This is a genomic window from Microbulbifer agarilyticus (assembly GCF_001999945.1).
GTDB classification, from domain to species: domain Bacteria; phylum Pseudomonadota; class Gammaproteobacteria; order Pseudomonadales; family Cellvibrionaceae; genus Microbulbifer; species Microbulbifer agarilyticus_A.
Genome location: NZ_CP019650.1, coordinates 121,741 through 138,462 on the forward strand (window position 1 = coordinate 121,741; position 16,722 = coordinate 138,462).

At 48.2% G+C, this 16,722-nt stretch carries 10 protein-coding genes; 5 read left to right on the plus strand and 5 right to left on the minus strand.

Going from position 1 to position 16,722, the window contains the following annotated elements; genetic code table 11:
• Window positions 1-531 precede the first annotated feature (531 nt).
• Window positions 532-2,403 (plus strand): immunoglobulin-like domain-containing protein, encoded by a 1,872-nt coding sequence (locus Mag101_RS00510; protein WP_198040036.1) that lies wholly within the window; start codon window positions 532-534, stop codon window positions 2,401-2,403.
• Between the two features lie 69 nt (window positions 2,404-2,472).
• Here Mag101_RS00510 and Mag101_RS00515 read toward each other — a convergent pair whose 3' ends face one another.
• Entirely contained in the window at window positions 2,473-4,446 is a 1,974-nt protein-coding gene (locus Mag101_RS00515) for a PKD domain-containing protein (RefSeq protein ID WP_077399293.1), read from the minus strand.
• 144 nt (window positions 4,447-4,590) lie between these two features.
• Here Mag101_RS00515 and Mag101_RS00520 point away from each other — a divergent pair, with 144 nt between their 5' ends.
• Genes Mag101_RS00520 through Mag101_RS00530 form a run of 3 tightly spaced genes read left to right on the plus strand, consistent with a single transcriptional unit; the run spans window position 4,591 to window position 8,492 of the window.
• On the plus strand, window positions 4,591-5,874 hold the full coding sequence (locus tag Mag101_RS00520; RefSeq protein ID WP_077399296.1) for a glycosyltransferase family 4 protein: 1,284 nt from the start codon (window positions 4,591-4,593) through the stop codon (window positions 5,872-5,874).
• Window positions 5,875-5,882: 8 nt separating this feature from the next.
• Complete coding sequence (locus Mag101_RS00525; protein WP_198040037.1) at window positions 5,883-7,256, plus strand: oligosaccharide flippase family protein; 1,374 nt, start codon at window positions 5,883-5,885, stop codon at window positions 7,254-7,256.
• Between the two features lie 9 nt (window positions 7,257-7,265).
• On the plus strand, window positions 7,266-8,492 hold the full coding sequence (locus Mag101_RS00530) for a sulfotransferase family protein (RefSeq protein ID WP_077399301.1): 1,227 nt from the start codon (window positions 7,266-7,268) through the stop codon (window positions 8,490-8,492).
• 47 nt (window positions 8,493-8,539) lie between these two features.
• On the opposite strand, the gene Mag101_RS00535 is transcribed toward Mag101_RS00530, so the two are convergent.
• From Mag101_RS00535 to Mag101_RS00550, 4 genes are all read right to left on the minus strand, one after another.
• A complete protein-coding gene (locus tag Mag101_RS00535; RefSeq protein WP_157520053.1) occupies window positions 8,540-9,457 on the minus strand; it encodes a hypothetical protein in 918 nt (305 codons plus the stop codon).
• Between the two features lie 63 nt (window positions 9,458-9,520).
• The gene (locus Mag101_RS00540) at window positions 9,521-11,074 is read right to left on the minus strand and encodes an MBOAT family O-acyltransferase (RefSeq protein ID WP_157520056.1); all 1,554 of its coding nucleotides are present in this window, start codon (window positions 11,072-11,074) and stop codon (window positions 9,521-9,523) included.
• A gap of 118 nt (window positions 11,075-11,192) precedes the next feature.
• Window positions 11,193-13,898, minus strand: coding sequence for an AMP-binding protein (locus tag Mag101_RS00545; protein WP_157520059.1), 2,706 nt, complete (start codon window positions 13,896-13,898; stop codon window positions 11,193-11,195).
• A 152-nt stretch (window positions 13,899-14,050) separates the two neighbouring features.
• Window positions 14,051-14,719 (minus strand): hypothetical protein, encoded by a 669-nt coding sequence (locus tag Mag101_RS00550; RefSeq protein WP_157520062.1) that lies wholly within the window; start codon window positions 14,717-14,719, stop codon window positions 14,051-14,053.
• Between the two features lie 571 nt (window positions 14,720-15,290).
• Between Mag101_RS00550 and Mag101_RS00555 the strand changes: the two genes are divergently transcribed.
• Window positions 15,291-16,703, plus strand: a complete 1,413-nt coding sequence (locus Mag101_RS00555; protein WP_077399314.1) for an undecaprenyl-phosphate glucose phosphotransferase — start codon at window positions 15,291-15,293, stop codon at window positions 16,701-16,703.
• The last annotated feature ends 19 nt before the right edge of the window (window positions 16,704-16,722 follow it).

A 16,722-nucleotide genomic window follows, 5' to 3' on the forward strand; every position in this document is an offset into this window, starting at 1 on the left:
GGTGATTTTCTATTAAGGCGATCCTTATGGGTCGGTGAAAACTAAATGTCTCGTGTAGCCCGAATCGATATAAACGTTGGATGGGATAATACCATAACGCCGAGTAGATCATTGATACCGTCGGCAGTTGATAGCGTAAGTGCGCATCATTATTGGGCATTCTCGCGGAGTGCATGTAGCTAGTTTTCGCTATGGTGTTGTCGGATGGGTTACACCGTTGTCAGCCCGCCCAAAGCAAGCATCGAATTTTAACGAGCTTGTGCGCATAGGCGTCTAAACCACGACGGATGACACATTGTCAGGTGATACGGAGGTAAACGTTTGAAATATTTTGACGGTTTGCTCGTTATGCAAGCTAGTAGTTTGTTCTTATAGAATAGAAAATGGTGTGACCGATTAGTAAATCGTTTCACAAAAAGTGTAAATCGAAGCAAATATTCTCGTCCGAATCTGGCAAAGAAAAGCGGCTAACCCATACTTTTTCTGCTTTTTGTACTGCGAGAGACGAGGTAACGAATGTCCAGGTATTCAATGTACGTTTTGATAATGCTCATTTGTACAGGGTGTGGTGGCTGGAATCCACCGGATCCGGGAGATGAAGACACCAACAGCCCGCCCGTGATTCGCCTGATTGGTGCTAACAATGTCCAGCTGCACCACGGTGAAGCGTACGATGATACGGGTGCCACTGCGAACGATAATGAAGATGGGGATCTGACCGATCAAATAGTCGTTTCCGGCTTACCAATTACTTCAAATGTACCGGGTAACTACGTCATTGGATATCGGGTTACCGACTCCGACGGTGAATCCGCATCCATCGAACGGCTCGTAAATGTCGCCGAAAACAACGTGCCTACGATCAATTTGAACGGGGCCGCCTCACTAGAGGTAGAGCAGAATACAGAATTTTCGGATCCGGGTGCGACAGCGAACGATACAGAGGACGGAAACCTTAGTGCGCAAATTGGTGTCACTGGAGAGGTTGATACCACTAAGGCAGGTACCTATGAACTGAATTACAGTGTCGTAGATTCCGCCGGTGCAACGGCAGAAACGACGCGAATGGTAACCGTTGCACAAGCCAGCTCACCTTTCTCACACATACCTATCACCATTGAAAAGGCGGGCTTTACCACAATTTTACCCGCATCTGATTCCCGGCTTATCTATGTAAGCAGCAGTACCGGAGATAATGCAAACGACGGGCTGACTCCTGAAACAGCAGTTAATAGCATTACCCGTGGGAAGGATTTGCTGAGAGACGGAAGCCCCGACTGGCTATTGCTTAAGATTGGTGACGAATGGCAAGAGGGCCTGGGCAAGTGGCTAAAAAGCGGACGCTCCGAATCTGAGCCGATGGTTGTGACTGCCTACGGGGAAGGCACAAAAAGACCGCTGCTGATGAGCGGGACCAAAGATGGCTTACGCGCATCCGGTGGAGGCGGCTCGCCGCAGATCATCGATAACCTTATTTTTAGCGGGCTTCATCTTTATTCCGAAACACGCGATCCCGACTCACCCAGCTTTACCCAGGTATCGACGAATCGCGGTATCAACTGGTATCGAGGCTGCAGCTATCTGTTGTTCGAAGATAATTATATTGAGCACTACAAAGAGGGGATTCAGATTCATGATCTGGATAATCTTGATATCAGCGGCGTGATAATTCGTAGAAATGTAATCGTTGATTCTTATGCTACCAGCGCGCACTCTCAAGGTATCTACGTATCGCAGGCTGAGGGAGTTCTTATTGAAGAGAACATCTTTGATCACAACGGCTGGCACGCGACTTATCCAGGTGCGGTTGCTACTAAATTCAACCATTCGATCTACATCCAGAGTGACAACACGGATATCGATATAAAAAATAACATTATTTCACGCAGCTCAAGCCATGGTATGCAGCTACGGCCGGGCGGGATTATCGAGGGAAATTTCCTGGTTAGGAATCCAATTTCCATATTACTGGGTCGCGCCACCAATGCACCGAGCGATGGTCAGATCATAAATAATGTGGTGATTAATGGTAATGATATCGGTCCCGGTGATCTCCGTCGGGGTTGGGGAATTGATTTCAACCCGCAGAATAATGGGCTGGTGAAGAATAATATTGTTGCGCATGTGATGAGTGATGCGAGTAATCGTTTTGCGATCAGGGAGTCGGCAAATGCGACATACGTCAACAACATTGTGTATAAATGGGAAGAGGGTACGGATGACCCTGGAAATTACATAGATCCAGAACGCACAATCGAAGAATTCGATCAGCTTATGGGCGGTGCCGGTACCTATGATTCGTTCATTGACAACATCCGCGCGCAATCGAGATTAACCTGGAATCCTGATTACTCGGTCGCGCAAATAAGACAGTTCTTTATTGATGGATTTAGTGAGCAATAGCTCATCGAGTTGGGCATAAAACGGCCGTCTGGAATACCAGATGGCCGTTTTTATATCTGATGCGAATGTTTACGGAGCGGGCGAAAACGCCTCTTTAAAGTATTGACGGATCTCTTCTACATCATAATTTGGATTAGGGGAGCGCTGCGAGTGAGCGCGGATATTATTATAAAAGGAGTCCATGGTGCCGTTCCCACCGGCATGCGTATCAAAATCACTGATTGTCAACGCGGCGTTTACGAAATCACTCGCGGGCTGCGACTGATCACCCCAGTTGTACACTGCGTTACCAGAGGTTGTAGATAAATTACTTTCGCGAATTGCGATAGGGTTCTCTGAGAGTGAGTTTTCATGAGCCACAATATTGTCGGTGATTTCCGCCGAGACAATCCCCGGCGTTAGATCGATACCCCAGCCTCTTGGTTCGTCTGCAGCGATATCACTGCCATGCAGAACAACGTTGTCTGTGATCACGCCGGGATCACCCAGGGCTTGATCTCCCCCAAGCATCAATCCAATCGCATTTTGTACCAGAATATTGCCCTCCATCAGCCCACCTGGCCTTAGCTGAATACCATGGCTAGAGCTCCGGGCGATGATATTGTCAATGATTTCAATATCACGATTAGTGGTTTGAACATAAATAGCGTGGTTGAACTTGGTCTTCTCGGCACCGGCAACCGAATCGTTCCATCCGATGTGGTCGAATACGTTGCGTTCTATGCGTACATTGTCTGTTTTATCGAGATAAATACCCTGGGCATGACTGCCGGTCACATTATATGAGTCGATAAATACATTGTTCTTGATCAGTACATTCCTGATATCGAAACCATCGGTTTCCTCGAGAGTAATGGCTTCTTTATAAAGCTCAAACATATTGTCTTCAATAAGGAGACCGTTGGTTCCGCGAAACCAGGTAATACCCCGGTTATCCGATACACCGGTAAAGTCGCTCCCGGCGTTTGGATCGCGAGAAATCGCGTAAAAGTGCAGGCCGTGGATTACCAGGAAATCCACATACTCCGGACTGCCGCCACCCCCTTGGTAGCGGAATGCGGTTTCATCACGTGTGCGTAATAGGGGGCGGCTATCGCCAATCCCGTAGCTGGTAATCACCATAGGCTCAGATGCACTGCGACCGGACTTGATCCAGCCACCGATACCAGTTTCCCATGTATCGCCACTCTTCAGCGCGAGCCAATCGGGATGGCCGTCACGTAATAGGCTGGCCCCATGCTGGATGCTTTGCACCGGTGTACTGGAGGAAAGGCCGTCATTTCCATCGTCGCCTTCCTGGCTACTTACATAGATAACCCGAGTATCATCCGATGGCAGGATCTGGGTGTAGTGTTCCACCACCTGTGTAATGGGAAGATAGTCGAGGACCAGAATATGGGCGATATCGGAGTCAGTTCCTCCGTTTTCACTGGTCACGACTAGTGTGACTTCATAACTGCCCACAGACGCAGAGCTGAGTACGGGGGTGGCACTATTAGGCTCAGAAAGTATTGCCGTAGAATCACTTGGGCCTGATGTGATCGACCAGCTATAGGTTAGCGACTCACCGGAGGGTCCGGTGCTGGCACGCCCATCAAGTGTAATATCTTCACCCTCGGGCCCGGAATAGCCGGCCCCGGCATTGGCTACAAGCGCGGAACTATCTTCCACTATGACTATACTCACGGAATCCGTATCGGAAACCGTGCCATCGTTTACGGTCAGGCGGATTTCATAGGTACCGGCGATATCCGCCGAAAAATTGGTTTCCACACTGGTCGAAGCAGAAAAGCTAGTTTCTGCTCCTGATGGTGCCTGCACAACACTCCATTGGTAGCTCAATGTATCGCCGTCTGGATCCGAGCTATCCGCACCGTTCAAGATCACTGATTGCCCCGGCATGGTGCTTTGGTTACTGCCGGCTTCCGCTACTGGTGCGCGATTCTCCACGGGGGGATTATCATTGCCGCCGTCCGATCCACTGCCACCTCCGCAACCGACGAGCAATAGACAAATCACGCAATGAATAAAAAAGTACTTCATGAAAGATAATCCCTAATTTAGATAAAAGCTCGAATACATAAATCCATATTGCATTCGATTCTCGAGAGAGAAATTTCGGTCTGGTGCGAACTGTCGAAAACTACAAACCGACGGACGAACAGTTCGTAACGGATTCACGGTGCGATGGAAGCAGTGCCGGAGCGATATGAATGGTACTACCTGAGTGCTTCAAAAAAATGTGACGAACGCGCGAAATTTAAAACCGCGATAAGAAAACATCATTGTCCTCCCATCATTTACACATACCGACCAGGGGCGATAAAATTAGCAGTGGACCACAAGGCGAAATCACGGATGAATATTACTTTCGCATTTCCGGTACCCTCACTCAGTGGTGGGTGCCGCGTCGTTGCTATCTATGCTCAGGCTCTGTCAGATGCAGGCCACAAAGTTACCATAGTCTGCCCAAAATATAAGTACGGTGGGTTCTCAAATGGCCTAAAGCGGCTTATAAAAAGGCGCTTTTTCAAGAATCGGCCTATTGAACATTCTCATTTTTCCCGGTTACGCGGTGTCAATATCATTACTTTGTCACCTGACCAGATGTCCAACTCCGATCGCTACCCATCTGCTGATGTGCTAATTGCCACCTGGTGGAAAACCGTGGAGTGGACGCAGCACTTCCCAGTTGAAAAGGGCGCCAAATGCTATTTCGTGCAGCATTATGAGGTCCATGATGAAATGCCAGTGGCAAGGGTTAAGAAAACATACGAGACTAATTTTCCAAAAATAGTCATCGCTGAGTGGTTAGCGCATGTGATGGCGACTCAATATGGTGACAACGATACATTTCTCGTGCCGAACGCCGTGGATCATGAGGAATTTTATCGTCCGGAAAATATAACGATGTCACCGTTTACTGTGTGTGGCATGTATTCAGAGTCAAAATTTAAAGGCATTGATGTCACGCTCGCGGCCTTTTCCAGGGCAAGACAGATTGTTCCGCAGGCGAGACTGGTTTTGTTTGGAGCAAGCGCTCCCAGCCCTTCAATTGAATTCCCCGACGGTGTTGAGTTTGTCCTATCCCCAGATCGAGGAGAGTTGCGGGCAATATACTCGCGTTCACGAGGCTATGTTTTCAGTAGCCGAAGCGAGGGGTTCGGGCTCCCAATATTGGAAGCCTTGGCCTGTGGGTGTCCGGTAATTGCGACCCGTAGTGGGTGCGCACCTGATTATATTCGCGATGGCATTAATGGCTATCTCAACGGTATTGACGATATTTCAGCACAGGCAGAATCAATCGTCCAGGCACTGACGTTGGATGATAGCGAATGGAATTTGATGTCCGACGCGGCCAGCCACTCAGTCAAGGAAAGCAGCTGGATGACTTCTGCCACGTTATTTGAACGGACGCTCGTGCGAATTAGTGAGTGCAAAGCGCAAGAAATCACTGCGGTGTACGTATGAGTAGCCCAGTGGCTGAAGCACCTGCTAGTACTGGACAAGGGTTTAACCGCTATGTGATTCGCAGCGCGGCATTTTGGGTATTTGGTGGCTACGCATTTAGTCAAATATTTCGTTTGGCTAGTAACCTCATCATGACGAGACTACTCGCCCCCGAGATGTTCGGGATCATGGCGCTTGCCAATGTCGTGATTGCGGGGATACAGATGGTCACTGATGTCGGCATCCAAAAAAGTATTATTCAGAGTAAGGCCGGTACACAGAGAGATTTCCTTGACACCGCGTGGATACTGCAAATATTTCGCGGAATTTCCCTGGCTGCGATTATCTTCGGAATAGCAATTGCGCTTTGGGTGGCGAGTTCATCTTTACCGGCAGAAAGCGTCTATGCTGATCCGGATTTGCCCGCAGTACTCGCGATTCTCGCATTTAGCCTTGTAGTTAGCGGCTTCCGCTCGACCAAGTCCGCCACTTCGAATCGCGAACTCCGATTGGCGAGAGTCACTTCCATTGAGCTTGCGTCACAACTTTTATCGATCATAACGATGGTCACCTGGGCTACATACTCCCCTACAATTTGGGCGTTAGTTGCGGGGACCATCGTAGCAAATATTGCCAAAGTTCTTGCCGAGTATATCTTGCTACCGGGACATAACAATCGTTGGAAATGGCAGTGGGATCATGCTCGCGAGATCTTTCATTTCGGGAAGTGGATTTTCGCCACGTCATTGCTTGGTTACTGGGTGCTCAATGGCGACAGGATAATATTGGCTTTCGACATTACTGCAGCGGAAATGGGCATATATTCCATTGCAATTTTTATCGTTGGGTCAGTCAGGGGGGCACTAAATAGCATAATGCAGAAAGTGATGTACCCGGCGCTAAGCAGAGCAGTGCGTGAAGGCGAAAACTGTTCAAATGTATATTACCGATTTCGGCTACCGTTGGACCTCATCATTTGCGGATTCTGTGGATTCCTATTTGTGAGTGGCTCCACAGTAATTGAAGTGCTATACGATGACCGGTATAGCCAGGCGGGTCCATTTCTTGCAGTGTTAGCCATAGGCCTGTTTCCGGATCGCTACCGTGGTTTGGGTCTGTATTACCAAGCAACGGGCAAACCCAAGAAGATGTTACCCATTGCATTATCGAGGGCGATTATTCTGACTGTTGGCCTACCTTTCTTCCTGTATGAATATGGCTTTTATGCTGCTGTCGTGTTCCTCGGCATATATCCATTGTTCGTTGTGCCACTTCAGCTTTACCTGAAATGGCATGCAGGCTTGATGAGCATTACACGTGAAATTATCTATACCGCATTCCTATTACCGGGTGCGATTACAGGCTACCTGTTTGTGGTATTCACAAAAAACTACATTGGATAGGACGATACATTGGAATCAGCAGTAACCGCGACGGCCAGTACAGCGCCAGTTTTTATTGTAGGGCCGCCACGGTCTGGTACCTCTTTGCTGTCTGCAATTATCGGCAGTCATAGTCGAATTGCCTGTGGTCCCGAGACGGACCTGTTCAGGGCGTTGCCGATCAAACGCGCAAGGTCGCTGGCGCAAAGTAACAACAGGATTGCGAAGACAATAGAGCAGCTTGACGAAATCCGATATCCAGATGGTCGAAGCCTTGCGAGTCATTTTGGCCTCAGCAATAAACATTTGCGTAAGCAACTCGATACGCGGACGGATTTTGTAAAGGCAGTTTACGCAGCAATACCTGAAGCTTTTGCGGAGTTGCAAAGTAAACAACGCTGGGCTGAGAAGACACCTCGCCACTTATTCTACGTCGACACCATTAGAGCTCTTTTCCCGGATGCGAAGATTATCCGTATTATTCGTGATCCGCGTGATTCAATACCATCGGTAATTAAAAATATTGGGCTATCCACGTCCTATATCGCTGAGTTTTACCGGTGGATGGGCGTGTATATGAAAAGTTCGAAGTTCTTTGCGCAAGATGCAAACAGCATAACCGTTCGCTACGAAGATCTTGTCACTGATCCGGAGAAAAAGGTCTCAGAGATCTGCCAGTTTATCGGCGAAGAATTTGAACCACAAATGCTTGAGCGAAAAGGAGCTGAGCTCGTCAGGGTGGCTTCAGAGACCTGGAAAAGCGATATTGACAAAAAAATTTCGGCTGACAACATCTACGGCTGGAAGTCTAAGATGGATCCAGATGTGGCAATAGCGGCCTCCCTGATCTGTAGCGAAGCACTGTCAGAACTAGGATACCCAAATTCTAGGTTGCCCGAGCGAGAGTTGATGGTTTATCCATTGGGTGAAAACTTCGGCGCTGCAAATGAACAGCATATCCTTGAGTGCGCGAAGCGAGGACTTCGGTATCGCCCTTACGATGACACCTACCCAGAGTCAATTAGTGAGACATTTAAAGTGATACCTGACGTTGTACTCGGAGATATACCGCTCGGAAAGAAAACTTCAGTGCGTATTCTTCATGCTCTGTCGGCAAGCGTGCAGATAGTATTCAGATTCTTGACGGCCCGCCCGGTCCGTGTAGACCCTGATGTGGATCTAGGTATCGGGTCACTTAACCGTTGTATTGGCAAGCTCGCCCTATTACTTGGAAAACAGCAAAGGCTGGCGCCGTAGGGTCATAACAGGATTTAATGAGAAAAGGCGACTGAAAATTTCAGAGATTATGCGTCGTACCTGCCGCATAGCGAACGAGGATCTTCTCCTAGGTGAGATATTGTCAATTCAGTACGTAATTTAATGCCCTTAGCATTTAGGTGGTATTCAGTGTCGAAAAAAAGGTCTATCGGTAGTAAATAGTTGCTCGGGTGGCCGGCAAAAGGCACATCGTTACTCGCATAAAAATCGAGAACAACTTTAAAAAACTGATCGAAACGCGCTGAATGATATTCGGGATCATCTAGCAGGTTAGGAGGTCCGCCAATAACACAAATATTATGTTTGCGTGCCCAGGCGAAGTATTCGGACAGGACTCGTTGCGAATGACTGGTAAGATTGCCGTCAGAAATATCTTTGGCCTTGAGAGTGGCTAACTGCCCACGGTTGGACATTTGCGGGCTGACGGACTGCTGAAGCTGATTTCCAGATTCGTCCACATTTGCCACATTATATAGTTTCGCTGATTGGCCTTGATAGCGATCGCTACCTCCTTGCAGACCTTCAACAATTCTTGATATGGGAAGGCTTGTATATCCTAGAATCCTTTCTCGTATAGGTAGCGTGCGAAAATAATGCGGATCCCGTGCGATTAAAAAATCCATAAGTTGTGGCGACGGAATTTCTGAATCTTGATACAGCGCATACTCAAGTGGCAGATAAACGATGTCGCCGCTATTTAGGGCTCGCTTGCTTCGGTCGAGTATGTAACGTAAGCCAAGCCCTGCATGTACACCAAAATTCGTTGTGGGTACACCATAGGCATTTTCTAGTGCTGGTGTATAGATTCCGAAAAGGCTATTAGATCCAGAAAGGATGAGTAGCTTTTCTGTACTATATTTCTTTGCGTGACGTTCCTTGAGTTGGTACAGATCAGCTGCCCACTTGGAACTGGATGTAGGCACCCCTTCCTGGACATGGATCATTAAGATCTGTGCCGCGGCACAAAGAAGTACGCCAGCAAAAAATGTGAATAGATATCGCATTTGTCAAAAATTAAAGTATAAAAATTCGCTACTCTGCGTGAACGCCAGCGTCTTTAAGCAGAGGGTGATCGCAATGCCCGCACATATCATCCATGCATATGCCAATATGCTGCGTCGCTCAATTACTGTGCCAGATTCTTCTGTGGGAAAACATCGGCTGCAAATCTGATTTGAATTCGGTGTAAGAAAGGCAATTGCCATTGCAATGGCAATAAGCAAGAATCCCTTCAAGTGCGGAAATACTCCCAATGCATCACCGCGATTCGATTCTGTAAAATCACTGAATAGTACTGGCGCTATATGCGTAATTTTTTCTGGCAGAAGAATTCCATTAAATCCGTAAAATCCTTGCAGGATTGAGAGGGCGCCCTGCAAAGTTTCTGCACGAAAAAATGCCCACGCCGAGCATACAGCCAAGAATGTAATTACCATGCCGGGAAGGCAGCTAAACTTTATCCATATCCGAGATGGGCGTCTTGTGGCACTCCGCTCTGTATCATTACCTGCATTGATGGAGTCGGATGAAACTGCGACACCTGCCGTCGTATGTAACTGGTATCCCTCTGCGTAACCTCGACTGGAAATGGCGTTGCGGATAAGGATCCATTGGTGGTTAATCATCAAGAATAAGCCATGCAGGCCGCCCCAAATAATAAAATTCCAGCCAGCTCCATGCCATAAACCACCGAGTAGCATCGTAGTAACCAGGTTTGCGCTGCGGGATCCCTTGCGGTTGCCTCCTAATGGAATATATAGGTAGTCACGTAAAAAATTCGAAAGCGTTATATGCCAGCGGCGCCAAAACTCAATAATACTCGTCGCCTGATATGGCGAGTTAAAATTCTTTGGCAAGTTAATGCCAAACATTTTTGCAATCCCAAGCGCCATATCGGCATAACCACTAAAATCAAAATAAAGTTGAAACGTATATGCGAGTAATCCGCCCCATGATTCCAGTAGTGTGATTTCCGAACCCTGGTCCGCTGAGGCGAACACTGGTGTAGCGTAGGGTGCGAGTTGATCTGCAATTAGCACTTTCTTGGCAAGGCCGATACTGAATAGTAGTAAACCTGCACTTATCTGGTTTAGTGGTATTCGACGGGATTCAAGAAGTTCGAATTGAGATGCGACGTCACTGTGTTTCACGATCGGCCCCGCAATTAACTGGGGAAAGAACGTGACAAAAAGTAGATAACGGTCGAACCGTTTTTCGGCGCTTCCCGTACGAAAGGTGTCAACCAGATAAGCGATTTGCTGGAAGGTAAAGAACGATATCGCGAGAGGAAGTATGATCGCTGGTAAGTCTAGAGTGGCCCCAGTGATGCTTGAAGCTATTGAAGCGAAGAAGCCAAGATATTTATATAGCGCAATAATACATAGATTAGTGCTGATTCCTAGAACTAGAAAAATATATCTTAGGTGGTGTTTTGCAAGTAATTTTCCTAGAAAAAAATTGAATAGGATGGATCCAGCAAGCAGCGGTAGATATTTTGGGTTCCACCAAGCGTAAAAAAATAGGGAGGAAATTGATAACCATAGCAAGGCAGCTCGGAACATAGTGACATTCCGAAGGATATAGTACCCAGCGATTACGAAGGGTAGGAATACCAGTATGAATTCGATTGAGTTGAATAGCACGTGTGCCTAGCCTTATGCAAGAACGTCGATATTCTCGTTATATTATTTTTTCGATGATTCTGGCGACGTTCGGCGCGTTCTCCTCATTGAGCATTGAGTGGTGTTCGCCGGGGACTTCATGTATTACCAGTTTCCTCGCATATTTTCCCCACCCAAGATCTTTTTGTGGACGTTCACCGTAAAGAAATTTGCGATCGCTCGCCTTGATGAGGGTGAGTGGCATTTCGATACTATCTAATCGCGTTGATAGAATGGCGGTTTTTCTAGTCTTGTGCCTTATACGGATATTATCTGTCTCACTATCCTTACTAGACGCACCATCTTCCCCTGAAGAGCTCTTCCTGGTTACTAGTCTTTGTTTGATCTTTCCGAGTAGATACGCAGGTCCTTCATCCGCTGTACGTCGCAAGTGTTCACCAAGCCTGAATGACAGTTTTTTATGCGCCGTGAATGTGTCGGGAACAATCGTATCCAATAGGCCGATGAGATCTACAGTTTCGCCGCTTTTGACGAGGGCACGACTCACTTCAATTGCGATAATACCGCCGAAGGATTTTCCAACCAGCAGGTAAGGTCCATTTGGTTGTACTTTCTTTATCAGAGATAGATATAGTCGGGATACACCATCAATCGAACTAGTGCTTTCGACTGCATCGGAAGTGGCTCCCTTGAGTATTAAATCAACCTCTTCCGGCAAAAACAGTGCATATATTGGGCGATTGGAACCTATTGACTTGGCTAAATGGAGGTATTCAACAACGCCATTGATTAGCAATAGCGGCGATAAACTTGGATCCCCATGTCTTAGCGGTATACAACCATCTGGCAGTAGGGGGGTAGTGGCCGCTTTACGGTCAGTATTGGATTGTTGCTGGGAAATTCGGTTTCCCATTTTTCTGACGGTGGTGTTCTCTACGATATCGGAGATTGTCAACTGGCAGCGGTACGTATCTGCCAGCCTCGCGACCGCACGGACTGCCGCGATTGAATCGCCGCCAGTTTCGAAGAAATCCGTGTGTGCATGGATGCTGTCAACCTTTAGAAGATCGTGCCAGATTGCCGCGATTCGGTGTTCAATTTCACCCGCAAGCGGTTCTCGTTGTCTTGACTGCAAGATCGTGCAAATTGCTGGATCGGGCAGGTTAATCCGGTCAATTTTGCCGTTGTGATTCGTCGGTATTTGCTCAACCGCCAGGTACATTGACGGGACCATATAGGCCGGTAGTTGTGAGGAAAGAAATGATTTGATTTCACTGACGCCTGGCGACTGATCCTGTTCCAGGATTACATAAGCGACTAGGGTTTTTGAGCTTCCCTCACTTTGCAATTGCTTCGCGGCAACAACACAATTTTTTATACCCTTTGCCCGCTTTACAGCGGCTTCGACTTCCAATAACTCAATGCGGTTGCCATTGAGCTGGATCTGGAAGTCTTCACGTCCTAGCATCTCAAAAGTGCCATCTTCGTGTGCACGCACGATATCCCCGGAAGCAAAATATCGTATACCCTCATGGCGATAGAATTTTTCGAAGTTCAGGTCTTCCCTGTGCAGGTAGCCCGTGATAACCCCCGGACTTGCTACAAATAACTCTCCAGCCTCCCCTATTGGAACCGGACGACGATTGCTATCCAGGACTTGCAGCTGAACATTTTGCTGGGGAAAACCGATTTTCGTTTTGTTTGGCTTCGGCTGCTCCACGGGCCAGTATGTAACCATGCAATTTGTTTCACTGGCGCCGTAGTTCACGTACAGATTTACTTCTGGCAAGAGGTTGCGAATCCTTGCGAGGAGATCTGGTGGCACGTTGTCACCGCCGGTGAGGATGCATTTCAAATTCGACAGCAGGCCCGCCCTATCCGGGGCGCGCTCGACGTGATCAATAATTCTTGCAAGCAGGGTTGGTACAAAATGCCAAACCTCTACCGTGCGTGCCAACTGGAAGAGGCGACTAATGTCGAGAATGTCATGGCGCCGCGCTATTACCGTGTGGCCACCGCAGGCCAGCATTGCCAGCAGCTCGAAGGTACTAATACTGAACGAAGCACCTGCGACCGATAGTATGCTCATCTCCGGTTTGAGCCCGAAGCATCGGATGGATGAGAACATTCCGTGCGCTAAATTTTGATGCGTTGAAACCGCGCCTTTGGGGCGGCCGGTTGTTCCTGAGGTGAAAAATATATGGGATTCGTCATCTAACGAAATTTCTGTAGGCCGGGAAAATTCGGGGTCGAGTCCATCATGTTCTTCAAGTTGGGTAATATCTAAAAGGCGATTGGAAAAGGTCGACCCAAATGTAGAACCTGGTGCTGAGTAATGGTTAGGATCGAAGATGATGACGGAAGGGGCGACATCCTCGAAGATCATGTCAATTCTGGTCTTCGGGAACGTCGGGTCGATCGGGACGTAGGTACAGCCGCTGAAATGAATCGCGAGCAAACCACATACCAAGGTATAACCCGGCTGCATAAGTACAGCGATTCGGTCACCAGGGGTAACACCGCGTGCTTTAAGTACTTCTCCGATTCGCGCCGCGGCCAGAACCAGTTCGCGATAACTATGTTCTTGGCCATCGAAGATAATTGCAGTTTTATTTGGAGATAGCCGCGAGTTCTCGAGTATGCGATGCGGCACGGTCATGCCGCCGTCGATCAAGGACACTTGCTCGGAGTTTGTTGCAGAACTCTGGGTGTCGAGGCTATTGCTCGCGTTTTTTGCCGTCAGTTCGGCTTCACGCTTTTCCACACGGATTTCATCCCTGGCAGGTGCCAATCATCTCCATAATGGTCTAGTCACCGCGTGACATTAAGGAACACAGATACTTACTGTATCCGGAAATTGATTAGCAGTAGTCCGTAGCTAATATTTAGCTACACAATAAGGCAGTGGGCCAGCTGTTAGGCTGGCTCAGCGGTTTCCTCACTTGTGTGCGTGGTGCTGGCCGTAGACGCACGTTGTGGAGGGAGGCTCTTACCAGGTGCCCAATTTTCTGGCATCAGAGAAAAGTCTATTAGGGTGGAGGTGTCCCCGGAATTGCGTGCATCTTCTATACGCTGATAGAAATTCTTGCCGGTATTCTGGGGAACACTGGTACTCATGCTGGCCCCTTGTTTTGGGCGCTCGACATATTCCGGGAAAGACATGAGTGCCGCGTTTTGCTCTGAATAGCCCTTTCCGAACAGTTGCTTCAGATCACCAAAACCGTCGTTACTGACTAGCTGTTGTCCACGCAGGTTTACACCTTTGGAAATGGCGTGCGTGACGAAATCTTCGAGGTTGGTCGTGTCAAAAGCGATATGCTGGACACTGTGGTCACCGTGGCATTCTGCGAATGCAGATACCTGGCTTTTTTTCTTACGGTCGATTCCTTCGACCAGTACAACACCAAAGCTTTCGAAATCGATACACCAGAGCTTCATGCTGCTGTCGGGATCATCGGGGCGAACATCGTCAACCCGTTTGGTAAGCTTGCCGCCTTCGATCTCGATATGATACCAGGCCCATTTTTCGATCATGCCTGATGCTACTGCATAGGCGATATGGTCAACTCTGTTGACTCTAGACATTCCGTGTCCCCCCAAAATGAGAAAATAGCTTCCCTGTCGCAAACCCTGCGACTAGCGCCGCCTAATATGGCAGCGCGAAAAATAATGTCAACAAATAAAGTTCCGAGAACTGGTACACAAAATTACACGCTCCCAAATTTATGTTTCGAAATTGTGCGTAATGCACGTTTTGAAAATCATTTTAGGGCAGTGCCGGCATGTATGGCGCGTATATCCTCTGAATATTTCACTTCTGTTTCATTTGCTGTGTTTTGTGCCAACTTGCGCCTTTTTTTGCTTCACGTTGATTATTACGACAAGAATAGTTGAGTTGCATCACACTTTTTTATGATAATCGCGCCCCGCAGTATCCGGCGGTATGGCGAGGCAAGACGAAAAACCATTCGTTCTTCGATTGCGAGATTTCGGCCCGGATTGTGCAGGGAAGGATTTGAGGTTGGTGTGATTGGAGATGTAACAAGCTCTCGGTAGCTTCCAACCAACCGTACTGCTGCTTTCGGCATGGTTGCTGAAAATAAGCAGGTATTACAAGGAACGTGGAGATCGATTGATCTCACCTCAGGGGGTTCTCGTGGAACAAGGATGGGTCCGCAGTCGGCAGAGTGGAATCATAGCGCTCTATCGACTTTTCGATGTATTGCTGATTCAGGGTGTGCTTTATGCGTGCCTGGCATACTTTAATGTTACGCCGGACAAAGACTGGTTGATCGCCGGGCTTCTGGCATCGGTTAGCTTCGCGTTTATTGCTGAATCGGTGGAATTGTATCGGTCTTGGCGTGGCGAAACGTACGTACGTATTCTGGGTACGGTGACTGTTGCGTGGGTAGCAGTCTGTATATTCCTTATTATCCTCGCGTATTCCTTCAACGCATTCGCGGCTGATTTTCTGCGTCCGGCGGTCGCTGCGTGGTTGGTGTTTACATTGTTCGGCCTTGCCTTCTGGCGTTTTTGCCTCCGTCAATTGCTCTTCTTTATTCGCGTTCGCGGCAGAAATACCCGCAACGCTGTCATCATTGGCTGTACTGATTCGGGCTATAAGCTCGCCAAAGACCTCTCGGCAAATCCTCAGCACGGCATCCGCGTGAGTGGGTTCTATCAGGTAACTGAAGCGCACGATCTAGCGTCGCGACGTGTAATGGACTCAGAGTTTAATGTACTGGGTAGCGTCGATGACGCCGTTGCAAAAGGCCGTGCTGGCGAATTGGATGTTGTATTTATTGCATTGCCGATGCGCGCAGAAGATCTCATCAGTGAGATCTTGGACAAATTTTCAGATACCACCGCGACCGTACATATTCTGCCAAATTTCTTTGTGGCGAAAATGCTGCATGCGCGCTGGCATCAGGTGGGCGGGAGCAGCCTGCTAAGTGTATTTGACACACCGATCCAGGGTTTTGACGGGTGGCTTAAGAGACTTGAAGATCTAGTACTCGCCACCATGATCCTTGTCGCGATCTCGCCATTAATGCTCTTGATTGCCCTCGCAGTAAAGTGCTCGTCACCCGGGCCAGTAATATTCAAACAGAGACGATATGGTCTTGATGGACGTACCATCTATGTTTGGAAGTTCCGTAGCATGACAACCATGGACGATGGTGAAAAAGTCATGCAGGCCAAAAGCGGGGATCAGAGAATTACGGCGGTTGGGCGAATCTTGCGGCGCACATCACTCGACGAATTACCGCAGTTCTTCAACGTATTGCGTGGCACTATGTCCATTGTTGGCCCCAGACCGCATGCCGTCGCACACAATGAAGAGTATCGCAACCTTGTGAATGGTTACATGCTGCGGCACAAGGTAAAGCCGGGTATTACAGGTCTCGCCCAAATTAAAGGATTCCGCGGAGAGACAGATACGCTGGATAAGATGAGCCGTCGCGTAGAGTACGATCTGGAATATATTCGTCGCTGGTCAATCATTCTCGATTTGCGGATCGTTTTTCTGACCGTATATCGCGGTTTTTATCATAAGAACGCCTATTAAGTGACTTGTCGATCGCGAC

Bases quoted from the DNA above. Each gene is read 5' to 3' on its own strand.
- Mag101_RS00515 (WP_077399293.1), bottom strand. From the start codon at position 4,446: ATGAAGTACTTTTTTATTCATTGCGTGATTTGTCTATTGCTCGTCGGT.
- Mag101_RS00510 (WP_198040036.1), top strand. From the start codon at position 532: ATGTACGTTTTGATAATGCTCATTTGTACAGGGTGTGGTGGCTGGAAT.
- Mag101_RS00535 (WP_157520053.1), bottom strand. From the start codon at position 9,457: ATGATCCATGTCCAGGAAGGGGTGCCTACATCCAGTTCCAAGTGGGCA.
- Mag101_RS00540 (WP_157520056.1), bottom strand. From the start codon at position 11,074: ATGTTCCGAGCTGCCTTGCTATGGTTATCAATTTCCTCCCTATTTTTT.
- Mag101_RS00550 (WP_157520062.1), bottom strand. From the start codon at position 14,719: ATGTCTAGAGTCAACAGAGTTGACCATATCGCCTATGCAGTAGCATCA.
- Mag101_RS00520 (WP_077399296.1), top strand. From the start codon at position 4,591: ATGGAAGCAGTGCCGGAGCGATATGAATGGTACTACCTGAGTGCTTCA.